The sequence below is a fragment of the Legionella qingyii genome, assembly GCF_003184185.1.
This window is the reverse complement of record NZ_QHJG01000002.1, coordinates 74,900-99,656: the sequence shown is the minus strand read 5'-3', so window position 1 is coordinate 99,656 and position 24,757 is coordinate 74,900. Positions and strand designations below refer to the sequence as shown.

Here is a 24,757-nt window from a genome sequence, read left to right as displayed (position 1 = left end):
TCTGCAGCCCGACTGCAAAAGCTAAACCTGTAATTTTCCAACCCCATATTATTGTAAGCTTATTGGCTCAACTTATGGTTGAATTTGTGGTAACATTTCGTCTTTTTATCAGTACAGGTTTAATCATGGATAAAATCTATTCCCCTGAAGCAATTGAAAAATCATGCTATAAAAATTGGGAAAATCATCATTATTTCCAGCCTCATGGTGACGGCAAAAGATATTGCATTATGCTCCCTCCTCCCAATGTTACAGGTAGCCTGCATATGGGGCACGGTTTTCAGCATACGATTATGGATGCATTGACCCGTTATCATCGGATGTTAGGCGATAAAACTCTATGGCAACCGGGTACTGACCATGCTGGTATTTCAACGCAACTCGTTGTTGAACGTCAACTTGAAGCCACGGGAACCTCTAGAAAAGATCTTACCCGCGAACAATTTTTAGAACGCGTTTGGCAATGGAAAAATAAATCTGGTAATACTATAACGCAACAAATGCGACGTTTGGGTGCTTCAGTAGACTGGAGTCGCGAACGATTTACTATGGATGAAGGATTATCAGCCGCAGTGCAAAAAGTGTTCGTACAACTCTATGATGAAGGTTTGATTTATCGTGGAACTCGTTTAGTGAATTGGGATCCTAAATTAGGTACTGCAGTATCGGATCTCGAAGTGCTCTCTGAAGAAGAAGATGGTTTCCTCTGGCATATTCGCTACCCAGTTGTGAACTCAACCGAGTCTCTTATTGTTGCTACCACCCGACCTGAAACGATGTTGGGAGACACTGCGGTTGCCGTACATCCTGAAGATCCACGTTTTAAACATCTTATTGGGCAAGAGGTTTATCTTCCACTTTGTGAGCGGACGATACCTATTATTGCGGATGAATATGTCGATAAAGAATTTGGCAGCGGTTGCGTTAAAATTACACCCGCCCATGATTTTAATGATCATGAAGTGGGTAAACGTCATCAACTTCCTGTTATAAGCATCTTAACTAAAAAAGCATCTATTAATAAAAATGCTCCTTTAAAATATCAAGGAATGGATCGATTTGTAGCCCGAGAACAAATTATTAAAGATCTGGATGCAGAAGGCTTATTAGTTAAAACAGAACCACATAAATTAAAAGTGCCCCGTGGTGAAAAATCGAATGTCATTATAGAACCCCTGTTAACCGATCAATGGTATGTCAAAACTCAACCTCTCGCTGAACCCGCAATCGCTGCTGTGAAAAATGGTGAAATTCGCTTTATTCCGGAAACCTGGAGCAAAACCTATTTTCAATGGATGGACAACATTGAAGATTGGTGTATTAGTCGCCAATTATGGTGGGGACACCGTATACCCGCATGGTATGACAGTAATGGTAATGTCTATGTAGGATATAGTGAAAATGATGTTCGCTTTAAATATAAAATTAAAGATTCAACGGTATTAAAACAAGATGAGGATGTCTTAGATACCTGGTTTTCTTCGGCGCTTTGGCCCTTTTCAACTTTGGGTTGGCCGGAACGTACTCAAGAATTAGATCAGTTCTATCCAACTTCGGTTCTGGTTACTGGTTTTGATATTATTTTTTTCTGGGTAGCTCGGATGATCATGATGGGGCTAAAATTTACCGGAAAAATTCCTTTCAAAGAAGTGTTTATTACCGGCTTAATTCGAGACAGTGAAGGACATAAAATGTCCAAATCTAAAGGGAATGTGCTAGATCCACTGGACATTGTTGATGGTATTGATCTCGAGTCGCTCATTACAAAACGAACCTCTAATTTAATGTTGCAATCTGTTCGGGACAACATCATTAAAAACACCCGTAAAGAATTTCCTGAAGGTATTAGCGCCTATGGAACAGATGCCCTTCGTTTTACCTATTGCTCTCTTGCATCTACCGGTCGAAATGTACGCTTTGATATAGGACGAGTTGAAGGTTATCGTAATTTTTGTAACAAATTGTGGAATGCAGCACGTTATGTTTTACTCAATACAGATGAAGAGCAAATAGATTTCGATGATGGAGCATTCCAATATACCCCTGCAGATCAGTGGATTTTATCACGCCTGCAACACACCATAAGTAAAGTACATCATTATTTCGAAACCTATCGATTTGACTTGTTATCAAACACGATTTACGAATTTGTCTGGCATGAGTATTGTGACTGGTATCTCGAATTATCCAAACCCATCTTGCAAGATGAACATGCACTGAGCGCATTGAAACGCGGTACTCGTAAGACATTAATTCACGTCCTCGATCAGATTCTTAAAATGTTGCATCCTTTAATGCCATTCATTACAGAAGAAATTTGGCAACGGACTACAAAGTTAACCAGTGATAATGGTGCAAGCATTATGATCAGTGCTTACCCCCAAGTGAACCATGAGTTCATTAATGATGTAATTGAAGAAGAATTAGAATGGTTAAAAGCAGCGATTCAAGCAGTACGTACCATCCGTAGTGAAATGTCTATATCACCTGCCAAGCTTATTCCGCTTTATATTCGGAATATTACACCGATGCTTAAAGAGCGAGTGGAGAAATATCAACACACGTTAAAAGCATTGAGTAAATTAAGCCAGATCCATTATCTGGAAGCAGATGAAAAGATACCCGTCTCTGCAACTGCTGTCCTTGGTGAAATTGAATTACTCATTCCAATGGCTGATTTAATTGATAAAGAGGCGGAACTGACTCGCTTAACAAGAGAGCTTACCAAGTTAGATAAAGACATTAGTCTTGCTGAGGGTAAATTAAATAATCCTAAATTTACTGATAAAGCGCCTGCGGAAATTATTGCTAAAGAACGTGAAAAATTATCGCAAGCACAACAAACTAAAGAAAAGCTCTTACAACATAAAATTAGAGTTGAGTCATTGTAAGAAATAAACTCCAGCGAGTTTATTGTAGCCCGGGTTCAGGTCCGAAAGACTGGAACCCGGGTTTCGCTTTCGCTACACTGCCATTAAGTTAAGGGTTTTTGTCATTCCCGCGTAGGCGGGAATCTATTTCTTAAAGTGGCACTGTGCCTCGCTAGAAATGGGTCCCGCCTACGCGGGAACGACAGTTTTTTCCTTAGCTTAATGGCAGTGCCGCTTCGCTCCACCCAGGCTAAAAATTATGAAATTGAGCCGTTTCCGTTTCCAACAACTCTATGATTGATCCACCAAGCAAGAAACAAGGTGGATATAATTCCCAAATAAACGCCTATATTATTCCAACTGGGTCCTACCAATTGCAAAGCATCAGGACTTTGAAAAATTGAAAACGGGATTGCAAGCAATACATCCATAATAGCAGAACCAGCAACCAAACCACAGGCAATGAGCGTCCCCTTTTGTTTACGAATCAACGCTTCTTCTTTAACAGGTATTGCGCGTTTTAAACGTCTTTTAACAAACAAGGCAATCATTCCCCCAATAAATAATGGAAATGAAGAAGAAAGTGGCAAATACATTCCTATAGCAACACCTAGAATGGATAAATTTAAATAGCGTCGTAATTGAAAAAAATGATTAAGAAATATAATAATCAAAATAATTGCCGAACCAATAAACATCATGTTCCATGGTAATGAATTTCTAAACACCGCTTCGGTGATGGCTGCCATTAAAGCGGCTGTGGGCGCAGGTAAAGATTGACTTATATCCATGCCTGCATGAGGCATTACACCTGCAATCCCATATACATTGAATAATAGTTGCATTACTGGCGGAATAACTAAAGAGGAGATCACCACGCCCAGCAACAGCATCAATTGTTGTTTCCATGGGGTTGCACCAACCAACTGACCTACTTTCAGATCTTGGGTATTATCATTGGCAATCGCCGCAATACCAGTTACTACTGCGCCAATCATAATCGTAATTGCCTCAGCAGCCTGAATTTGCTCGGGTTTTAGAGGTAATGGCAATAAGTGATCAACCGCGACTAATAACAACCAGGCAGCAAAAAGCATCCCTGAAATAACAACAGAACTTCCGGGACTAGCTGTAACACCAACCATACCTGAAAAATAGGCAGTAATAACTGAAAAAATAAACCCTATAATTAAGACATAAAGAACAGCAATAAAAATTAGGGTTGGAGAATATTCATTATCCAAACCGACTGGATGTAAAGGAAGAACAAGTTGAAAAAAGAGAAACAGGATTGCAGCTAATGCGCCTGTACCTATCAAGATATAAGGCAATGGAATATCCTTATCGGTTCGTGGCACCTGAGCATCAACACCTTTAGACGTATATGTTTTCAGAGAAGTTCGGATACTTCTGGAAAGTGGTTTAACTAATTTTAAAAAAGTCCACACTCCAGCAAACAACATAGCACCTATTCCCAGATAACGCATTTCACTATTCCATAAAAGGGATGCAGCTTGCTCTGCAGGGTGCTGATTTAGAAACTCAGGATAAAATTGACTTACAACAGGTAATGCAACTAACCAGGATAACACTGCGCCTAAAAAGATACTGATTGCCATATCATGGCCAACAAGATAACCAGCACCAATCATTGTAGCAGAAAAGCCTGCGCCTAGACCAAATAGAGAGCGTTTTACCACAAACCAATAATTCCAACTATTTGCAATTACTTTAAATCCAGTTTGGAGTAATTCAGTAAGTGCGCCTATTCCCCCCCCGATTAATATGTCTTTGATACCTGTTTTTTCAGCGGATGATTTTAATACCTCGGCAATTGCCCTCCCTTCCGGAAATTTTAACGATGGATCATGAACCAAAATACGTCGTAAGGGAATGGAGAATAAGACACCCAGAACTCCACCACTAACTGCAATGAAAAAATTTGTCATGTAATCAAAATGATTCCAAAAACCAATAATTATCAATGCTGGAATGGTATAAACAATCCCACCAGCAACGGCCTCACCAGCAGAAGCCGCAGTTTGCACTGCATTATTTTCAAGAATGGTAGAGTTTTTAAAGAAACGTAAGATACCCATGGAAATAATTGCAGCAGGTATAGATGCTGAAGTTAAAATCCCTAGTTTCAAGGCAAGGAACGCATTGGACATTGCCAACAATACGGTCAGTATTATAGCAAGAAACACCACTCGAAAAGTAAGTTCGGCTACCTTTTTATCGGCAGCTATAAAAGGAGTATCAGCCATTAACGACCCCAAACACTATGTTTTACTTCAGGATTTAATAAAGAAGAAATCTGTGACAAAGGTATTTTTACTGTTTGCGGACCATAAACATATGCTGCTACCTGATACGTATCAAAGATAATATTTATTCCATTTGCTGAAAAAGACCAGATTTTATAATTTTTTTCTACAGGCTTAGTACCCTCTTCGATCCATTTTTTATCTGAAAGATTTTTCTCGGTAATTTTTTTACTGCAAAAACTGGCTATAGGTTTTAAATAATTCGTTTCAGGTCGGAATAAGTCAGCTAACTCAACCTGGCTTCCATGGATAAAATTCAATACTGCCACCGTATTTGAAGGATGTGCAGCTCCTCGGTGGTAAATAGAAATATTAAAAGAAACGCTCAATGCATTTTTTGTTTTGTATGGCAAAGAGTACGTGACATTTAAACCGGATTTTCCAGGTGCATCTGCAGGAATGTCCGTATCAGCAGCAATTTCTTTAAAAAAACTTCTTTTGGTTTTTTCCATGAAGTCTTGTACTACTGCATTAATACGTGGATCACTAAATCCTTGTGGATATTTCACATCAATAATATATATGGGGGTTTCTTTTTTTATTGATATCGGATTTACGGCCCAAGTAGCAAACGAGCCTACGATAATACTTAAAGATAGAATTGTTTTAAGTGGTTTTAACATACATTTTTTTCCTAGTAAGTATCTGGTTTAGAAACCCATTCCCCTGCAATCATCATACGATGTGGTAAAGGATATGCAAAGTAATAACAAAGAGCAGCACTGTCATTAACAGACCACCATATCAAATCAGCGTTCATACCTTCAGCAATAGTCCCTACCTCCTTTTGCAAACCTAATGCTCTTGCCGCTTGGCTGGTGACTGCAGCTAAAGCTTCGGGAACCGTTAATGAAAAGAATTGGCAAGCCATACTCATCATCAAACGTAATGACGTAGTTGGTGATGAACCAGGATTACAATCGGTAGCAACAGCCATACCTACCCCAGCTCGCCGCAGTAATTCTACCGGAGGTTTTTGCTTTTCACGCAAAAAGTAATAAGCACCAGGAAGCAAAACAGCAACTGTGTTTGCCATTGCCATAGCAGATGCGCCTTTTTCATCTAAAAACTCCAAATGATCACAAGATAAAGCACCAAACTCAGCTGCAAGCTTGCTTGCTCCGATATTGGATAATTGCTCGGCGTGACATTTTATGGGGAGCTTTAATTCCTGAGCGGCTGCGAAAACTTGCTCAGTTTGTTTCAATGAAAAAGCAATGGACTCACAAAATACATCCACTGCATCTACCAAATTCTCTTCACATAATGCAGGCAGCATTTCTTGACAAAGTACATCAATATACGCTTGGCTGTTTCCTTGAAATTCAGGGCCTATTGCATGGGCTCCAAGGAAGGTTTTTCTAACCCTTAAGCCCGCTAATTCGCCTAAACGTTTAGCTACTCTAAGCATTTTCAATTCATTAGCCAAATCCAAGCCATAACCTGACTTAATTTCCACTGTAGTTACACCGTCAGCTCGTAAAGCAAGAATTCTTGGCAAAGATTGTTTGATCAACTCCTCTTCAGAAGCGGCTCGAGTGTGCCGGACAGTAGATAAAATTCCACCACCCGTTTTAGCAATTTGGGCATAACTGACACCAGCCAGTTTCATTTGAAATTCAGTCGACCGATTACCCCCGTAAACCAAATGAGTATGGCAATCGATAAGACCTGGGGTAATTAATTGCCCCTGACATTCTTCTTGATGCGGGGCTTCATAAAATTGTTTTGGCAATTGTGCTTGCGCCCCACACCAGACAATAAGACCCTCTTTAATCGCAACAGCTTGTTGCGTTAATTGATTTCCTTGAGCATCGATGGTCGTCGCATTTAATAATAATTTGTCGCAGACAGGCATTAAAAATCCCAATGTTGAACTTGATGAGGAGGCTTAAGCCAGGCTTTATGGTGCTTCGTATCATATATATCCCATTCTTTAGACATATAAGTGTCCTTGTCTACATCCAACAAAAGCCAAGTCAAAAATTCAGCGACTGTCTCGGGTGAAACCAATCGATTTTCATCTTTCAAGCGCTTATAAAAGCTAATTTTCTCATAATCAGGATTTTCTTTACTTCGAGCGATTGCTTGCATATTTGTATCAATTATCCCAGGCATAACACTAGCAAAAGCAATTGAATCAGATTCCAGCTGCCAGCACTTGGTTAACATCGATAAGGCGGCTTTAGATACACAATATGCAGCCCAGCCTCTAATCGCGAAATAGGCAGCTCCAGAACCGATATTTAAAACACGGCCATCAGTCAATTTATCATAGATTAATTGTGGAAGAAAAAGGGCCGCATTCAAATTTGTATTTAATGTTTGATTCCAGTCTTTAGGATCAATTTCCTTCATGGGAACCAATGGATTTAAAGTTCCTGCATTGTTAACAAGAGCGCTAATTTGATTGACATCGTGCAAACGATTTTTAATTGACGCCAACCCTTCACATGTTGATACATCGGCGCAAATGTATTGGATGTTTTCAGAAAAAGCTGCTGTTTCTTGCAAAGCCTTCTCTGTTCGCCCTACAACTAAGATTGATTGCTCTCGTTTTGCCAAAGAAAAAGCTAATGATCTTCCTATCCCACTTCCTCCACCGGTAATAACAATCACAATATCCTCTTACTCTTTTTTATTTAACGTGCGATAAATAATACCAGACATTGAATAAAGTTGGCATAATTTTATGCGCGTGCATTGCTGGATAAGTAAATTCTGTTATAGATTGGACAGGAATCAAATCTTTTGACACGACACCATCATGTTATAATGAATTCAATAATAAAATAATCGAAGGCCAATCAAAATGAGAACTCCTGTTTGCATCAGCTTCTTTCTAGGACATATCGTGTTATGCAACTTAGCGTCTGCAACAACGATACAGTGCCCTCAGGTTATTCAAACGAATCAATCGTTACACCACGAAATCACAAAATGGAATGAATTCTCGGATAAATTAAATGACGCCAATCATTTTGAACGTATCACATTTTATTCAGGACATCCTAAAGAACATGCAAGCCTTGCACCTGATACCGAGTCTTCAAAAAATAAAAAATTAACATGGACATTTGGTGAACAAGAAACTTGGATTGCCTGTGAATATACAAATACCAAAATTCAATTGATTCAAATGATTCCTGCAGAAACAAAAAGCTGTACTGTAACTTATAATGCAGATTTTTCTAAAGTAGTTGCTATCAATTGCATTTAAGCTCAGAGTTAAGATAGCTTAAGAATAAATATTAGTAGGATTTAATGGATAAGGATAAATGCAGATTTTTATAAAACGCATCTTAGATAAATTGTAACATCATCATTTGAGCAGAGGGAGAATTTAATGTTTGAACATCTTTCCAATTACCAACGTGCCAATCCTGCACTCTGGCAAGGTAGAAAAGATACGATTAATGCTGAACGGTTCTTTCAAAAAATTATTTTTCCTGTAAAACAAACCGATCTAATCACGAAAGAGAAAAAAACGGTTTTACTTGGTTTTGCCAGCGATGCAGGTATTCGTCGTAATATGGGAAGACCAGGAGCAAAATTAGGGCCGGATCAAATCAAAACACAATTAGCAAAGCTCCCATGTTCTATCGATAAGCCAATTTTTGATTTAGGTACTATTTTTTGTGAAGAAGATGAGCTGGAAACTGCGCAAACTCAATTTGCCAATTTAATCAGTTTTTGTCATCAACAAGGTCATCAAACAGTTGCCTTAGGTGGAGGCCATGAAATTGCCTGGGGACATTATCAAGGTTTGGCGCCCCATTATACTAAATTAGGAATTATTAATTTTGATGCACATTTTGATTTAAGACCCCACCAAAAAAATCAGCCAGGTACATCAGGAACTCCCTTTTCACAAATTGCAGCGTACTGTAAAGAAAATAGCCAACCCTTTAATTATTGCTGTATTGGAATCCAAAAAATGGGAAATACCTCTTCCCTTTTTGAACGAGCTGACGAGCTTAATGTTAATTATTTGACTGCTGAAGAGTTATATTCGAACAGCTTAGCGTGGCATTTGGCATTTCTCGATGATTTCATGCTCAATCTGGATCATATTTATCTGACACTCTGTTTAGATGTTCTAGCTGAGTCATTTGCTCCTGGCGTGAGTGCACCCCAACCTTTAGGACTCACTCCCTGGCAAATTGTACCACTCTTGAAATACATTATTCAAAGTGGCAAAGTAGTTAGTTTTGATGTCGCTGAACTATCACCGCCTTTGGATCAAGAACAAAAAACTGCTAGACTGGCTGCTCTTATTATCGCAGAATTGCTACATACTATTTAAGGAGTCAATTTCATGAAGAACACATTACTAGGGAGTACTCTGTTTGCGCTACTTGGTACTCAAGTACATGCTGATGTTACTCAGCCAGTAACACCTCCGCCGCAAACTCCAGCCACGGTACAACAGCCCCCTTCTACGCCCCAGCCTCAAACTCAAGGCACTGTACAACAACCCTCCGCTACGCCAACGCCTCCAGGTCAAAATATACCATCAATAAATCCAGCACAGGCACCCGCAGCACCAATCAATTGTGAGTATAAAATACCTGCAGAAACCAAAACTATTGATCAATCATTGGTTCTGAAATGGGCTGCAAAAGCAGTGACTCAATCTTTTGACTTTGACCCAAATAATTTAGACGCTCAACTGCAAAAATTGCAACCTTGTTTCACTGAGCAAGGATGGACTGGATTTAATACTGCTTTGCAAAAATCAGGTAATCTGGAAGCCATTAAATCTCAAAAACTAACTGTGAGCAGTCAAGTGGATGGACAAGTTATCTTAACAGAAGCGAAAGACAATCAATGGAAAATTAATTTGCCTTTGCAAGTTGTTTATCAGAATGACAAAGAAAAAGTAACACAATTACTCAGTGTTGATGTGACTATAGGCCGTAAGATAACTGGGGACTTGGGAATTACTCAGATGATTGCTGCTCCAAGAGGGACAGTAACTCAAAAACTACCACCAGATTTTAACCCTAATCCTGCCACTGTCATGAATCCAAACACTGAAAATACTACAACTCCAACTAGCTCAACTGCACCAAATCCAGCTACACCGTCAACTCCAATGACAACCACACAACCAACTACTGCAAATCCCTCAGCGACTCAGTCACCAGCTACTACTGGACAACCTACTTTGCCAGAAAAGAGCTCGACACAACCTTCGCTCCCACCCCAGTAGTTCTTAATTCGGAATATTGCCGTTCCTACCTGAAAATTTATAGCCTGGGTTCCGCATTCGCGTCACCCAGGCTATAGTGAAATTAAACTTAGGGGAGATGAATAATTCATCTCCGCTCATTATGCATGTACAGCAGGTTGATTGGCACCCGCTTCATTTGGATATTCTAAAACAATAACTTTTGTACCTATTTTGAAAAAGTTTTCACTTAACCATTTGGCAGCACTTGGGAAAATACGTATGCAGCCATGGCTGGATGGGTGTTCAGGAACATCGTATGCTGCGTGGACGGTATATCCTTGATAAAAGTAAGTGCAATAAGGCATTTTAGCGCCGCCTTTAGTATCTACAGGATATTCCCCAGATTTGCAATCGGCTCCCCTTCGATTATAAACTTTAAAAGTTCCAGTAACAGTTCGGCACGATTGGTTTGAATTTTCTTCACAGAAATCAATACCTGCTGATCCACCACCAGTCAATAATCGATTACCATCCTCATCGTAAGCAGCCCATGCAGAAACTTTTGGATCAAAAATAAAGCGTTTTTCACCTGTTGCCTGAATCTTCTGCGGAAAATAATCACGACCTCGTTTATCCTTTGTATAGTGAACTGTTCGATGCACATAACCTGCGTCATCTGTAATTAAAGTAGACGGATCATTCTCAACACAGGATGTTAACCCCCCAATACACAGTAACAAACCTGCCCAAAACAACTTATTCATTTAAATTTTATCTCCACTTGATTAAAACTTTCTTGAAATTCTCTTTCTTTTCCCTAGATCGCATTTCCCTTCGAATAGTTACAAATTACCGCGAGATCTAGAAATTGGTCAGCATAGGCTCTCTAGACCTGCAGTGAGAGATAAGTAGTTACGTTTACTACTTATCTTCATTTGATATTTCAATTTTGATACGTTCAATTAAAACTTATGATTCCAATTTTCTGTATTTAATACGTGACGGCCTATCCGCTTCATCACCCAAACGGCGTCTTCTATCCGCTTCATAATCACTGTAATTTCCTTCGATAAAGGTAATTTGTGAATCACCTTCAAAAGCCATCAAGTGAGTACAAATTCTATCTAAGAACCATCTATCATGTGAGATCACAACAACACAACCAGGGAAATTGAGAATCGCGTCTTCCAAAGCACGTAGAGTTTCAACATCCAAATCATTACTAGGTTCGTCAAGTAGTAATACATTCCCACCACTTTTCAATAATTTTGCTAAATGAACGCGATTACGTTCACCCCCGGAAAGTTGGGACATTTTCTTTTGTTGATCGCTACCTTTAAAGTTAAAGCGGCCTACATAAGCACGTGAAGGCATTTGAAAACTACCTACTTGCATTATGTCATGACCATCAGAAATCTCTTCCCATACTGTTTTATTGGGATTTAATTCATCACGTAATTGGTCTACGTAAGCCAATTGTACCGTTTCCCCAATACGGATAACCCCATCATCCGGCTCTTCTTGACCAGTAATCATTTTCAAAAATGTAGACTTACCTGCTCCGTTAGGACCAATAATCCCTAAAATACCCCCTTTAGGGAGTTTAAAATCTAAATTGTCAATTAAGATTCGATCTCCAAATGATTTGGTGATTTTTTCTCCTTCAAGAACCAGATCACCCAAACGCTCTCCAGGTGGAATGTATATTTCATTTGTTTCATTACGTTTTTGAAATTCCTTCGAATTCATTTCTTCAAATCGAGCAAGGCGAGCTTTATTTTTAGCATGACGTCCTTTAGGTGAGGTGCGAACCCACTCTAACTCTGCTTTCATTGCACGCATATGTGCATCTTCTTGCTTCTGCTCCATCTCTAGACGTGCTTCTTTTTGCTCAAGCCAGGAAGAGTAGTTACCTTTATAAGGTATCCCTTCACCACGATCCAATTCTAATATCCACTCTGCCGCATTATCCAAGAAATATCGATCGTGGGTAATTGCAACTACAGTACCAGGAAAACTTTCAAGATAATGTTCTAACCATGCTACAGATTCTGCATCTAAATGGTTGGTTGGTTCATCAAGCAACAACATATCGGGGTTAGAAAGCAATAACCGACATAATGCAACTCGGCGACGCTCACCTCCTGATAATTTACCCACAACAGCATTCCAATCAGGTAATCGCAGCGCATCAGCAGCAACATCCAACTTCCTATCTAAATCCCAACCGCCACCTGCTTCAATAGCATTTTGCAACTCACCTTGCTCAGCAAGCAACGTATTCATTTCATCGTCACTCATTGGTTCTGCAAAGCGCATACTAATTTCGTCGAAGCGTGCAAGTTTTTCTTTCATTTCCTTCACGCCCTCTTCAACAACTTCCCGTACGGTTTTATCCGGATCCAATTTAGGTTCTTGTTCTAGATAACCGATTTTAATTCCTGGTTGTGGCCTTGCCTCTCCTTCAAATTGAGTATCAACACCTGCCATAATACGTAATAAAGTTGATTTACCAGAACCATTCAATCCTAAAACACCGATTTTAGCGCCAGGAAAAAAACTCAATGAAATATCTTTTAAAATAAATCGCTGATTTTCAACAATTTTGCTGACACGATTCATGGTAAAAATATATTGTGACATAACTACTCCGTCTTCTTTAAACTGTCTTTGTAGCCTGGGTGAGGCACCGCCATAACCCGGGGAAATAATACTCGATATTTCCGGGTATTACGGTCAAGCCCTCACCCGGTTACAACAATATCTTTACTATTGCTATTCAAAATTCATGGTCTTCTACCAATCAAGAATTACTTTACCTGATTGACCTGATGCCATAATTTGAAATGCCTGTTGGTAATCATCCACTGGGAAACGATGCGTTACAACTGGTGAAATATCCAGTCCGCTTTGTAACATAGCAATCATTTTGTACCAGGTTTCAAACATTTCACGCCCGTAGATACCTTTAATTACCAATCCTTTAAAAATAACTTGGTTCCAATCAATAGCTGTTTCCTGAGGAGGAATACCTAACATGGCCACATGTCCGCCATGGTTCATTGCTTTCATCATATCATTAAGCGCCATAGGATTTCCTGACATCTCCAAGCCTACGTCGAACCCCTCCAGCATGCCCAGCTCTGCAGTAACATCAGCCAGCTTTTCATATTTAACATTTACTGCACGAGTTACACCCATTTTACGGGCTAAATCCAAACGGTAATCATTCACATCCGTAATGACTACATGACGAGCACCTATATGTCTTACTATTGCTGCTGCCATAACCCCAATAGGTCCAGCACCAGTAATCAATACATCTTCTCCAACTACATCAAAAGCCAAGGCACAGTGAGTTGCATTGCCAAAGGGATCAAGAATTGAGGCCTGTTCGTCGGTAATGTTATCTGGAAGAACGATAACATTGGTGGCAGGAATAGATAGATATTCTGCGAAGCATCCTGGTCTATTGACGCCCACACCTAAAGTATTACGGCAAAGATGACGTTTACCTGCGCGGCAATTTCGGCAGAAACCACATGTTAAATGTCCTTCACCAGAAACTCGTTGTCCTACATGTAGTCCTTGCACTTCCTGGCCTATTGCAACAATTTCACCAGAAAACTCATGGCCTACAGTCATCGGTACGGGGATAGTCGCTTGAGCCCATTCATCCCAGGAATATATATGGATATCAGTACCACAAATCGCTGTTTTTTTAATCTTAATTAATACATCGTTGACGCCGTATTCAGGCATTGCAACTTCTTCCATCCAAATTCCAGGTTCCTTTTTCGCCTTGACTAATGATTTCATAAAAGTACCTCAAAAATTAGCTCGTCCCTATAGAATTAAGAGAAGAGCGTTTTGCTTTAAATAACAGAAAATTCCTTACCTACTGTTTCAAAGGCTGCGATCGCTTTATCCAAATGATGTAGCTCATGTGCTGCAGACATTTGGGTTCGAATTCGAGCCAACCCTTTAGGTACTACAGGATATGAGAAACCAACCACATAAATACCTAACTCCAACAAACGATTTGCCATGCGCCCAGCCAGACTCGCATCACCCAACATAACGGGGATAATTGGATGTTCTCCTGGGATTAGCTTGAATCCCAATTTCGTCATCCCTTCACGAAAATAAAGGCTGTTTCGTTTTAATTTTTCAGCCCAGTGGTTATTTTTCATTAAATTATCTAAAACCACACAAGAAGTATGCGCAATAACTGGAGCCAAAGTATTTGAGAATAAGTAGGGTCTGGAACGCTGACGTAACCATTCAACGACAGTCTTGTTTGATGCAGTATAACCGCCAGAAGCGCCCCCTAAGGCCTTACCCAAGGTACCCGTAATAATATCAATACGATCGCTAACGCCAAAATGTTCTGGAGTTCCCCGACCAGTTTCCCCCATAAAACCAACTGCATGTGAGTCATCAACCATAACCATGGCATCATACTTATCTGCCAACTCACAAATTGCTGGAAGATTTGCTAAAATTCCGTCCATCGAAAAAACACCATCTGTGGCAATCAAACGAAATCGTGCATTTTTAGCAGCAATCAATTGTTCTTCCAATGCTTTCATGTCGTTATTAGCATATCGATACCGCGCAGCCTTACACAGACGAATCCCATCAATGATACTGGCGTGATTTAATGCATCACTAATAATCGCATCTTCCTCACCTAATAACGTTTCAAAAAGACCCGTATTCGCATCAAAGCATGATGAATATAATATAGTATCCTCTTTGCTTAAAAATTGACTGATTTTCTGTTCAAGCTGTTTGTGAGGAGTTTGGGTACCACAAATAAAACGCACAGAAGCCATACCATAACCATACTGAGCCAGTGCTTTTTGCCCTTCAGCAATAAGTTGAGGGTCATTAGCCAAACCTAAATAATTATTAGCGCAAAGATTGATTACTTCTTTATGATTTACTGTGACAGCAGCTTGTTGCTGGCTAGAAATAACACGCTCTCCTTTGTATAAGCCTTCACTCTTAAGTGTCGCTATTTCAGTTTGCAAATAATCAGTAAATTGCTCAAGCACTGCATTCTCCCAGTCGTTAGATTATATTTATTTCCCTGTCATTCAACATCGTGAATGATGTATGGGTAATTATAAATCGGTTAAGAAAACTCTTAAAAATTGCAGATCATAACAAACTTTAAACAGAGTCACCACGAAATTTGGGATTCAAACATTATTTCTTAGCACATGGGCTATTTTTTTGCTAAGATTGTGCCAAAGTTTTGAAAGTGTATTGACAATTCACTTCTGCCATCTTGTTTCACAGCTATTTGCGGAATTCTAAAATCACCAAAAGTGGATCACTGCGAATAACAAAAACGTTGGCAAATGAATAATCAATCTTAACCTAAAACAATCAACACGGTAGAACAAATGAGTTATCAAAGCGCACGCATTAACATGGTCAAACAACAACTTCGAACTGGCGATGTTTTAAACGAATCCATCCTTAATTTGTATGATGTTGTACTAAGACACGAATTCGTTCCCGAACAATTTATCCATTTTGCTTATTCAGACATGCAAATACCCCTTAATCACGATCAACGCATGCTTACTCCTTTGGAAGAAGGAAAAATTCTACAAGCATTGGATTTGCAAGGTCATGAAACCGTTTTGGAAGTAGGAACTGGCAGTGGATTTTTTACCGCGTTGCTCAGCAAGCTATGTAAAAAAGTAATCAGCATAGACTACTATGCCGATTTCACTACCAATGCGGCACATCTATTAAAAAAACACCACTGTGACAATGTAGAATTAATTACTGGTGATGCCAGTCAAGGTTGGTTAGAAAGTGCTCCTTATGATGTCGTTGTATTTACTGGTGCCAAAGAACAAATAAATGAGACTCAAAAATTACAGATACTTCCTGGTGGAAAATTATTTGTTATTGAAGGAGCTTCTCCTGTCATGCAAGGCCGATTGTATGAACTAGATCATAGTGAAAATTGGCATGAAGCACTGCTTTTTGAAACAAACATTCCTTTATTGATCGATAAATCAATGCAAAAAGAATTTGTATTTTAGGATTTAGTTTAAATGAAAAAATTGTTGATTTGCTATCTCATGGCTTTTGGTCTGTTGTCGCAAGCATTTGCCGCAACAGACTTAATGGATATCTATCATCAAGCTCTTGAAAATGATCCTATATTCAAAAATGCCTATGAAACGTATATGGCTAATAAAGAAGCTGTTCCTCAAGCCTGGGCAGCATTGCTACCCCAAGCAGGTCTTACAGCGCAAACAAGCCGAAACTTTCTGCATGTGAATGATGGCTTTTTCAGCGTTCAAGACGACTATTACAAATCCAAGATGTGGCAAGTTTCTGCATCTCAGGCTATTTTCAATTATCAAGCCTGGGCCAAAGTAAAACAAGCAAGGGCATCTGTTAAAGCAGCACAAGCTACTTTTAACGATGCAGCTCAGGATTTAATTCTTAGAACAGCTAAAGCCTACTTTGATATATTGTTTGCCCAAGATACTTTAAATTTCGCTGAGGCAAAAAAACGCGCAAACATGCGCCAGTACGAGCAAGCCAAACAACGCTTTGAGGTGGGTCTTGATCCAATTACTTCTGTTTATGAAGCAAAAGCAGCTTATGATCAATCGGTAGCTACGGTTATTGCCTCCCGTAACAACCAAATCAATCAAAGTGAAAATTTAAGAAAATTAACGAATCATGTTTATGAACTCATTGCGCCTCTGCGGGATGGAAAAATTCCTCTCATTAAGCCAGAACCTAATGATGTAGATGAGTGGATAGATACTGGTCTTAAACAAAACTACAAATTGTTGTCTGCCAAATGCAATCTTGAAGTAGCACGTCAAAATATGAAAGCGCTGTCTGCTGGCAACTGGCCTACTGTTGCTATCCAAGGCAGCTCAGCAGAAACAACAAATGAAGTCAACACATCCAGCCCTTTCTTACCGGAAAATCAAAAACAATCTAGTGTTAGTTTGGCGTTGAACTTTCCTGCATTTCAAGGAGGACTAGTACTCTCCCAAACTCGGCAAGCAAAGCATAATTTTCGGGCTACCAGCGAACGAGTCGAACAAACTTATCGAGATGTGGTAGTAAACAGCCGGATTGCTTTTAACACAATTACTGATGGAATTAGCAAAGTTAAGGCAGACAGGCAAACTGTTATTTCCCAACAGAATTCATTGGAAAGTACAGAGGCTCAATTTGAAGTAGGCACTCGTACCATGGTGGATGTAGTGAATGCCCAACAGCGTCTTTTTGAAGCTCAGAACCAACTTGCTAATGACCAATACAGTTTGATTAATGCCGTTCTAACTCTAAAATATCTTGCCGGAACATTAAACGTAAATGATCTTGAGCTGATTAATTCATGGTTAGAAACAACTCGTGTTAACGGATTAGTTTCTGCTGGAAGCACTACCACTAAATAACAATTTTTTATTCAGGTTTTTATAATGTCCAATCCCTCCCAAGTTGAAAAAAAATTACTTCATTATACAGGTAAAGCAATTGCAGATTTTAATATGATCCAGCGTGGTGATCGTGTTATGGTCTGTTTGTCTGGTGGCAAAGACTCTTTTACGCTTTTAACTATTTTGGATCAATTACGCCGGCGTTCTGGTAATAAATTTGAACTCTTTTCCTTTACCCTAGATCAGGCTCAACCTGGTTGGGATGATACTGCAGTGCGGCAATGGCTCGCCGAGCGTTCAATTCCTCATGAAATCCTAACTCGAGATACTTACAGTATCGTAAAAGAAAAAATTCCCGAAGGTAAAACATACTGTTCTTTATGCTCACGCTTACGTCGCGGGATTATCTATCGTTATGCCGAAGAACATGGCTTCAATAAAATCGCTCTTGGCCATCATCGAGATGATCTGGTTCGTACCTTAATGATGTCCATCCTATATAATGGTGACATTCGCTCAATGCCACCCAAATTGCTCAGCGATAATAAAAAGCACATAGTAATTCGTCCATTATGCTATGTTCAAGAAAAAGACATTATCACGTTCGCCAACGAGCAATCCTACCCTATCATTCCCTGTACACTTTGTGGTTCTCAGGAAAATTTAATGCGCAAAAAAGTAACACATTTAATTAATCAACTTGCCGAAGAAAATCCTAAAGTTCCAAGTAATATCCTGCATGCGCTGCAAAGCATCAAACCCAGCCAACTTATGGATCAAAATATGTGGAATTTTAGAAATCTTGAAAATGAATTAGCCACCAATCAAACAATCAATACCAGCGAACTCTTTAGCACAGAAGAATTCGACTCAGTAGAAGTATAAAATTGTTTTAAAGCCCGGTGAAAGACCTGTCTCTTAGTCACAAGTTGAAAATCTTTGGGGAAAAGTCAGATTTGAGTACAAATATGGCTTTTCAGTGAGATGTGCATAAGAGTGTAGTGAACAACGTAGCCAATCCCGGGTTTTAATTAACAAAACACTCTTTCTTGCTTTTAGTCTAGGCTTTTCCTTTTCGTTTTTTTGAATTATTTGCATCAGTCGAATCTTATAAACCACAAACACAATGAGCACCAACAAACCAAATAGCCCTAGTTAAGCACACATCCTTAACTAAACCGTAACATTTTAATAACATTTTTGTTACAATAATGTTTTATTAGATGGCACTTTAGTCTAAAATTAGAATACTTTCGCTTAACCTTTTCACTTTATTTTGTTAATAGAGGATCTATCCCCATGTTTACAAATACATCGGTTGACTCACGTATATTTCGAATTTATGCCAAGCGTTACTTTAAATTTGATTTTGTAGCAGCCATAGTCGTATTTCTCGTCGCCATACCATTATGTCTAGGTATTGCCTTGGCTTCTGGTGCACCACTTTTCTCTGGAATTTTAAGTGGCGTTATTGGTGGAGTTGTCGTAGGTTGCTTAAGTGGCTCGCACGTTAGTGTCAGTGGACCTGCAGCTGGTATGGCGGCGGTGGTAGTAGCTGCCCTTACTCAACTAGGAGATTTCAATTCATTTTTAGTTGCTCTATTTCTTGCCGGTTTACTTCAAGTGGTTATAGGAAGTTTGCGAGCTGGATTTGTCGCCGATTACGTCCCTTCCAATGTCGTACAAGGTCTACTCTGTGCCATCGGTATTTTATTAATAATCAAGCAATTGCCACTTGCATTTACTCTTTCTGCAGATTTCAACGAACTCAAAATGCATTTGTTAGAAACCGCTGAAGAAATCTCATTAAGTCCCATTCTTGCTGTGTATAAGCATATAAATACTGGGGCGATGCTGATTACGATTCTTTCTCTCAGCACATTAATTTATTTTGATGTGACGAAAAATAAAATACTAAAAGAAATACCGGCACCAATCCTCGTCGTTATTTTGGGCGTGTTGCTTAATGAGTTGTTTTTGTGGACCAATTCAAGCATGATTCAAAATTCGCCGCAGTTAGTTAACATTCCCCAAACAGATAATTATCGTGAGCTATTTAGCCAATTGGAATATCCCAACTGGTCTACTTTAGCGAATCCAAAAGTCTATCTTTATGCTTTTATCATTGGCATTGTGGCTTCTCTTGAAAGCTTATTGAATCTTAAAGCAGGGGAAAAACTGGATAAAAAACGACGCCATCCCTCCTCAAACCGAGAATTGGTTGCTCAGGGAGTGGGAAACATGACCGCTGGTTTAATTGGTGGGATTCCCATTACCTCTGTAATCGTAAGAACCTCAATCAATATTCAAGCAGGTTCGACAAGCAAAGTGTCAGCAATTTTGCATGGTGTTTTTATTTTCCTTGCGGTGATGTTAATCCCGGGCACGTTAAATAAAATTCCCTTATCTTCTTTGGCTGCAATTTTGATCTATACCGGATATAAATTAAATAAACCTTCAATTTATCGCTCTATTTATGCTCAAGGTAGTGATCGATTTATCCCATTTATCGCTACAGTGATCAGCATCATTGTATTTAACCTCCTAACAGGCATTTTAATCGGGCTGGGAGTAAGTTTGTTCTATATATTAAAATCAAACAGTCAGGCACGAATTAATATCCTTAAAGAAATTCATCCTACTGGAGAAATTAATCGTTTAGTACTCCCCCAGCAAATGACTTTTCTTAATAAAGCCGCTTTAGTTGCCGAGCTTGATTCCATACCCAGGGAATCACAGTTAATTATTGATGCGCGTTATACTCAGTATATTGATAAAGAAATTTCTGAGCTTCTAAAAGAATTTAAAGAGGAACAAGCGCCCAATAAAAAAATTGCATTGAATCTGATTGGCTTCAAAGAACATTATAAGATTCATAATTATATTGATTTTATCAATGTAACCACATACGACGTGCAATCGCACCTGTCTCCAGCACAGGTATTAAATATTTTACATGAAGGAAACCAACGCTTCCTCAATGACACCCCAATCCACCGTTCGAATCAATTGGACATTAAACTCACAGCGAAAGGGCAACATCCTATTGCCATTGTTCTTGGTTGTATTGATTCACGAGTTCCAGTAGAAACAATTTTTGATATGAGCTTTGGTGATGTTTTTTGTGTGCGGGTTGCTGGAAACGTGGTGAACAATGACGTTCTGGCCAGCATTGAATATGCTTGTCATGTTGTTGGCGTTAAACTCATTGTCGTTCTGGGCCATACGCGTTGTGGCGCCATTCAATCTGCGTGCGACGGAGTTGAAACAGGCCATATAACAGAATTGTTGGACAAAATTAAACCAGCGATCAATGCGGAGAGCGAAACTGAAACAAATCGTCACAGTAAAAATAAAACTTATGTGGACAATGTTACTGAGTTAAACGTAGCCCATACCATGCAGGAAATTTATGATCGCAGCTCTATTTTGCATGACATGATCGAGCAAAATGATATTGCCCTAGTTGGTGGGGTTTATAATGTTCAGACAGGTAAAGTTCATTATAAAAATTATGAGTATGAATTAAGCCAACTTGGAGGAAAAAATTACGAACACCTGGCTTCCAAACTAAATACATTATTAGAAGAAGCCAAGATTAAGATTTAACATCTCTAGATAGCTGCTGCGAAGCAGAGCCCAAGATAAAAATGATTTAATAACAATGGGCTCCGCCTCGCAGGCTAGATGCCTCACGCCAATTAATCTGTTATTGAACAGAAACTTCTGTATAATGCTTTGCACTCAAGAACAATACTATTTTCAGGAGCAGAAATGCGTGCGTCTCAATGGTTTTTAGCAACTCTCAAAGAAACTCCAAACGATGCAGAGATTGTTTCACATCAATTAATGCTGAGAACTGGAATGATTCGTAAACTGGGTTCAGGCCTTTATACCTGGATGCCTTTGGGTTTAAAAGTATTACGTAAAATAGAACAGATAGTCCGTGAAGAAATGAATCGCATCAACGCAATGGAGTTGCTCATGCCCGCAGTACAACCTGCTGAACTATGGCAAGAAACTGGGCGTTGGGATACCTTTGGCGGGCAGCTTCTCACCATGAAAGATTCTAATGGTAGAGAATATTGCTATGGCCCTACTCATGAAGAAGTAATCACAGATATTATGCGTAATGAGTTACAATCCTATAAACAATTACCCACAAGCTTTTATCAGATCCAAACTAAATTCCGCGACGAAATCAGACCTCGTTTTGGTGTGATGCGTGCACGAGAATTTATTATGAAAGATGCATATTCATTCCATTTAAATCTAGAAAGCCTGCAAATGACCTACAAAGATATGTATCAGGCTTATTGTCGTATTTTTGATCGCATGGGACTTAAATATCGCGCAGTTGAAGCCGATACGGGTGCTATTGGAGGCTCTGCATCACATGAGTTCCAAGTATTGGCTGACTCTGGTGAAGATTTAATTTTCTATAGTGATAAAGGAGATTATGCCGCAAATATTGAACAAGCAACCAGTTTAAAACCCGAAAAAGCAACACCCACCACTCAAAAAATGATTCTGGTTGATACTCCAAACCAAAAAACTATAGCTGAAGTGTCAAAATTCTTTGGTGTAGCAAGCAGTCAAACCATCAAGACATTGATTGTAAAAGGAAAAGAACACCCTATGGTGGCTTTAGTTTTAAGAGGCGATGATGAGCTCAATGAGGTCAAAGCAATAAAACATCCTTTGGTGCATTCTCCCCTACAATTTATTGATGAAGAAACTGTCTTAAAAACCTTGAAGACCCCCATTGGCTCTCTTGGACCAGTCAATTTACCAATTCCTGTAATCGTGGATCATCATGCTCTTGCTATGGATTCTTTTATTTGTGGTGCCAATCAAGCAGACAAACATTATCAACATGCTGCTTGGGATAAAGATGTGAGTGAATATCTTGTTTATGAATTACGTAATGTAAAAGAGGGCGATATCAGTCCAGATGGGAAAGGAATACTGCACTCTTGCCGCGGCATTGAAGTTGGTCATGTCTTTCAGCTGGGAGATAAATACGCTAAAGCCATGAATGCTGCAGTAATTAATGAACAGGGTCAATTAGAGACTATGTTAATGGGATGTTATGGCTTAGGTATCACTCGTGTAGTTGCAGCAGCAATCGAACAGCATCATGATGAAAATGGAATTATCTGGCCTCAAAATATTGCACCATTCCAAGTAGTCATAATTCCTTTAAATGGGCATCGTTCACAAGTAGTTCAAAAACAAGCAGATGCACTATATGAGCGTTTAAAAGAATTAGACATCGATGTATTAATTGATGATCGGAATGAAAGAGCTGGCGTGTTGTTTGCAGATCACGATTTGATTGGTATTCCACATCGTATCATCGTAAGTGAACGAAATATGGAACAAAACTGTGTGGAATATAAAAACCGAGCTACTGGAGAAACACAACAACTAAGTTTGGATAAAGCAATTGATACAATAGTTCGACTGGCCTCAAACAAGTAGGCTGAAACCCGGGTTCCACTGTGTTCCTCCAGGAAAATTTAGAGGATATTACGTTTATCGTAACCGTTCATGGGGGAATGGTTGGATTTGAGCGCAGGTTGCGCGAATATGATACTGAAAAAACGTAGCATACATCATCAGTATGTGAGGCTTCCGAAGTGTTATTTTTCGCGCAAGATGTGCCAATAGGGCATGAACTTACCGCTTATCTCCAGGGTTACCTTCAGTATTCAAATAAGACAACACTTCATTACTTTTTAATGCTTTTATTCCGATTGCAGTAATTTGATTAAAGCTTACATCTAAGGTATATAAAGTTGCAGTTTCAGCTAAAGTTAAAGCGCCTTCATCTCCAATATAATTATGACTCAAACTTAAATTTTGCAGTTGTATCGCTTTGGTTAAAATTTTTGCACCTTCATCCCCAATAAGATTATTATCCGCATATAAATTAGTCAGAGAACTCATTTTTGCTAGAGCTGCGATACCCTCATCACCAATTAAATTATTGTCGATATTAAGCAAGGTAAGATGACTCAATTCAGATAAAAACTGAGCCCCTTCGCGACCTATGCTACAACCAGCAGTTGAAAGCCATTCGAGAGAACTGGCCTGGGCCAAAAAAGCTGCCCCCTCATTTTGTAATGGATTGTTATCAAGAATGAGATAAAGTAAATTGGGATTTCTTGCTATAATCTCAACGCCATCTTTATCAATATTATTGTTTTCCAAGTCAATAAAGTTGAGGGATTGATTTCTATCAAGAGACTCTACACCCTCATTCCCTAAGCGGTTGTTACCTAAATATAAACTTTTCAATGTTTGATTCGAAAACAATGCTTTCGCACCTTCTGCTCCGATTTGACTTCTTTTTAGAGAAAGATGAGTTAGTGATTTATTTTTTGCTAATGATTTCGCCCCCAAAGAGCCTATAGGATTACCATCAAGTGAAAGAAATATCAAAGTAGTATTATTCGCTAAGGCCTCCGCTCCATAGGAGCCAATATGATTATCCCCCAAAAGAAGGTAAACCAAAGAAGTATTTTTAGCTAATGCCTCAGCTCCAAGTGAACCAATACGGTTTCCAGTCAGGAAAAGATATCGAATATGGGTATTAGTAGAAAGTAATTCGGCACCTTGATAGCCAATCTGATTGTCCGAAATGCTTAAACGATTGATTTCCGGGTGCTTATTGAGAAAGGATAAAATTTGTGGAATATCACGATCGTGTATATGACACTGATCGAGAAATAAACCACCATTACTGGCACGTAATTCTATATTTTCAACACATTCATTAGATTGGGAATCAAAATTTTTTATTTTATCTTTCGCAAATAGTGGTGAAATCAGTACGCTCAAGACAAGCCAAAGACTTAAAGCTGCTTTTCTCATTATAAAACCTAATCCTTTTGTTAAATTCTGATATCCTCAGGACTTACGAAAAACCCCAAGATCGAGGCA

General features: G+C 39.1%; 18 protein-coding genes. 9 read left to right on the top strand and 9 right to left on the bottom strand.

The annotated features are described in order from the left end of the window. Nucleotides 1-125 precede the first annotated feature (125 nt). A complete protein-coding gene (locus DGG96_RS01405; protein WP_110141348.1) occupies nt 126-2,891 on the top strand; it encodes a valine--tRNA ligase in 2,766 nt (921 codons plus the stop codon). Between the two features lie 236 nt (nt 2,892-3,127). On the opposite strand, the gene DGG96_RS01400 is transcribed toward DGG96_RS01405, so the two are convergent. From DGG96_RS01400 to DGG96_RS01385, 4 genes are read right to left on the bottom strand one after another with little or no spacing between them, the layout of a single operon-like run. After that, nucleotides 3,128-5,137, bottom strand: coding sequence for an OPT family oligopeptide transporter (locus tag DGG96_RS01400; RefSeq protein ID WP_110141235.1), 2,010 nt, complete (start codon nt 5,135-5,137; stop codon nt 3,128-3,130). After that, nucleotides 5,137-5,820, bottom strand: a complete 684-nt coding sequence (locus tag DGG96_RS01395) for a DUF3298 and DUF4163 domain-containing protein (RefSeq protein WP_110141234.1) — start codon at nt 5,818-5,820, stop codon at nt 5,137-5,139. Before DGG96_RS01395 ends, DGG96_RS01400 begins: the two co-directional genes overlap by 1 nt. 11 nt (nt 5,821-5,831) lie before the next feature. Next, nucleotides 5,832-7,055, bottom strand: coding sequence for an imidazolonepropionase (hutI, locus tag DGG96_RS01390; protein ID WP_110141233.1), 1,224 nt, complete (start codon nt 7,053-7,055; stop codon nt 5,832-5,834). Next, nucleotides 7,055-7,816 (bottom strand): SDR family NAD(P)-dependent oxidoreductase, encoded by a 762-nt coding sequence (locus DGG96_RS01385; RefSeq protein ID WP_110141232.1) that lies wholly within the window; start codon nt 7,814-7,816, stop codon nt 7,055-7,057. The genes hutI and DGG96_RS01385 overlap by 1 nt, the downstream gene beginning before the upstream one ends. A gap of 193 nt (nt 7,817-8,009) precedes the next feature. Between DGG96_RS01385 and DGG96_RS01380 the strand changes: the two genes are divergently transcribed. From DGG96_RS01380 to DGG96_RS01370, 3 genes are all read left to right on the top strand, one after another. Continuing rightward, nucleotides 8,010-8,417 carry an STY0301 family protein gene (locus tag DGG96_RS01380; protein ID WP_110141231.1) on the top strand — a complete coding sequence of 136 codons (408 nt, stop codon included), beginning with the start codon at nt 8,010-8,012 and terminating at the stop codon, nt 8,415-8,417. Between the two features lie 126 nt (nt 8,418-8,543). Further along, on the top strand, nt 8,544-9,503 hold the full coding sequence (gene hutG, locus DGG96_RS01375; RefSeq protein ID WP_110141230.1) for a formimidoylglutamase: 960 nt from the start codon (nt 8,544-8,546) through the stop codon (nt 9,501-9,503). Nucleotides 9,504-9,515: 12 nt separating this feature from the next. After that, the gene (locus DGG96_RS01370; RefSeq protein WP_110141229.1) at nt 9,516-10,412 is read left to right on the top strand and encodes a DotI/IcmL family type IV secretion protein; all 897 of its coding nucleotides are present in this window, start codon (nt 9,516-9,518) and stop codon (nt 10,410-10,412) included. A 119-nt stretch (nt 10,413-10,531) separates the two neighbouring features. On the opposite strand, the gene DGG96_RS01365 is transcribed toward DGG96_RS01370, so the two are convergent. The 4 genes from DGG96_RS01365 to DGG96_RS01350 all read right to left on the bottom strand — a co-directional run bounded on the left by DGG96_RS01365 (nt 10,532) and on the right by DGG96_RS01350 (nt 15,433). Then, the gene (locus tag DGG96_RS01365; protein ID WP_110141228.1) at nt 10,532-11,137 is read right to left on the bottom strand and encodes a L,D-transpeptidase; all 606 of its coding nucleotides are present in this window, start codon (nt 11,135-11,137) and stop codon (nt 10,532-10,534) included. Nucleotides 11,138-11,342: 205 nt separating this feature from the next. Beyond that, nucleotides 11,343-13,016 carry an energy-dependent translational throttle protein EttA gene (ettA, locus tag DGG96_RS01360; protein ID WP_110141227.1) on the bottom strand — a complete coding sequence of 558 codons (1,674 nt, stop codon included), beginning with the start codon at nt 13,014-13,016 and terminating at the stop codon, nt 11,343-11,345. Nucleotides 13,017-13,169: 153 nt separating this feature from the next. Beyond that, nucleotides 13,170-14,192 carry an L-threonine 3-dehydrogenase gene (gene tdh / locus DGG96_RS01355; protein WP_110141226.1) on the bottom strand — a complete coding sequence of 341 codons (1,023 nt, stop codon included), beginning with the start codon at nt 14,190-14,192 and terminating at the stop codon, nt 13,170-13,172. 56 nt (nt 14,193-14,248) lie between these two features. Next, complete coding sequence (locus tag DGG96_RS01350; protein WP_110141225.1) at nt 14,249-15,433, bottom strand: glycine C-acetyltransferase; 1,185 nt, start codon at nt 15,431-15,433, stop codon at nt 14,249-14,251. Between the two features lie 354 nt (nt 15,434-15,787). On the opposite strand from DGG96_RS01350, the gene DGG96_RS01345 reads away from it, so the two are divergent. The 5 genes from DGG96_RS01345 (at nt 15,788) to DGG96_RS01325 (ending at nt 23,293) form a co-directional block, all read left to right on the top strand. After that, entirely contained in the window at nt 15,788-16,441 is a 654-nt protein-coding gene (locus DGG96_RS01345; protein WP_110141224.1) for a protein-L-isoaspartate O-methyltransferase family protein, read from the top strand. Between the two features lie 12 nt (nt 16,442-16,453). Beyond that, complete coding sequence (locus DGG96_RS01340) at nt 16,454-17,827, top strand: TolC family outer membrane protein (protein WP_110141223.1); 1,374 nt, start codon at nt 16,454-16,456, stop codon at nt 17,825-17,827. 24 nt (nt 17,828-17,851) lie between these two features. Continuing rightward, the gene (ttcA, locus tag DGG96_RS01335) at nt 17,852-18,694 is read left to right on the top strand and encodes a tRNA 2-thiocytidine(32) synthetase TtcA (protein WP_165831559.1); all 843 of its coding nucleotides are present in this window, start codon (nt 17,852-17,854) and stop codon (nt 18,692-18,694) included. A gap of 414 nt (nt 18,695-19,108) precedes the next feature. Next, on the top strand, nt 19,109-21,418 hold the full coding sequence (locus tag DGG96_RS01330; protein WP_110141221.1) for a bifunctional SulP family inorganic anion transporter/carbonic anhydrase: 2,310 nt from the start codon (nt 19,109-19,111) through the stop codon (nt 21,416-21,418). 165 nt (nt 21,419-21,583) lie between these two features. Next, a complete protein-coding gene (locus DGG96_RS01325; protein WP_110141220.1) occupies nt 21,584-23,293 on the top strand; it encodes a proline--tRNA ligase in 1,710 nt (569 codons plus the stop codon). Between the two features lie 198 nt (nt 23,294-23,491). Here DGG96_RS01325 and DGG96_RS01320 read toward each other — a convergent pair whose 3' ends face one another. Further along, complete coding sequence (locus DGG96_RS01320) at nt 23,492-24,688, bottom strand: hypothetical protein (RefSeq protein WP_233590458.1); 1,197 nt, start codon at nt 24,686-24,688, stop codon at nt 23,492-23,494. Between the last annotated feature and the right edge of the window lie 69 nt (nt 24,689-24,757).

Bases quoted from the DNA above. Each gene is read 5' to 3' on its own strand.
- ettA (WP_110141227.1), bottom strand. From the start codon at position 13,016: ATGTCACAATATATTTTTACCATGAATCGTGTCAGCAAAATTGTTGAA.
- DGG96_RS01320 (WP_233590458.1), bottom strand. From the start codon at position 24,688: ATGAGAAAAGCAGCTTTAAGTCTTTGGCTTGTCTTGAGCGTACTGATT.
- DGG96_RS01395 (WP_110141234.1), bottom strand. From the start codon at position 5,820: ATGTTAAAACCACTTAAAACAATTCTATCTTTAAGTATTATCGTAGGC.
- DGG96_RS01340 (WP_110141223.1), top strand. From the start codon at position 16,454: ATGAAAAAATTGTTGATTTGCTATCTCATGGCTTTTGGTCTGTTGTCG.
- DGG96_RS01365 (WP_110141228.1), bottom strand. From the start codon at position 11,137: ATGAATAAGTTGTTTTGGGCAGGTTTGTTACTGTGTATTGGGGGGTTA.
- DGG96_RS01325 (WP_110141220.1), top strand. From the start codon at position 21,584: ATGCGTGCGTCTCAATGGTTTTTAGCAACTCTCAAAGAAACTCCAAAC.
- DGG96_RS01400 (WP_110141235.1), bottom strand. From the start codon at position 5,137: ATGGCTGATACTCCTTTTATAGCTGCCGATAAAAAGGTAGCCGAACTT.
- DGG96_RS01380 (WP_110141231.1), top strand. From the start codon at position 8,010: ATGAGAACTCCTGTTTGCATCAGCTTCTTTCTAGGACATATCGTGTTA.
- ttcA (WP_165831559.1), top strand. From the start codon at position 17,852: ATGTCCAATCCCTCCCAAGTTGAAAAAAAATTACTTCATTATACAGGT.
- DGG96_RS01405 (WP_110141348.1), top strand. From the start codon at position 126: ATGGATAAAATCTATTCCCCTGAAGCAATTGAAAAATCATGCTATAAA.
- DGG96_RS01370 (WP_110141229.1), top strand. From the start codon at position 9,516: ATGAAGAACACATTACTAGGGAGTACTCTGTTTGCGCTACTTGGTACT.
- DGG96_RS01330 (WP_110141221.1), top strand. From the start codon at position 19,109: ATGTTTACAAATACATCGGTTGACTCACGTATATTTCGAATTTATGCC.
- hutI (WP_110141233.1), bottom strand. From the start codon at position 7,055: ATGCCTGTCTGCGACAAATTATTATTAAATGCGACGACCATCGATGCT.
- DGG96_RS01345 (WP_110141224.1), top strand. From the start codon at position 15,788: ATGAGTTATCAAAGCGCACGCATTAACATGGTCAAACAACAACTTCGA.
- tdh (WP_110141226.1), bottom strand. From the start codon at position 14,192: ATGAAATCATTAGTCAAGGCGAAAAAGGAACCTGGAATTTGGATGGAA.
- hutG (WP_110141230.1), top strand. From the start codon at position 8,544: ATGTTTGAACATCTTTCCAATTACCAACGTGCCAATCCTGCACTCTGG.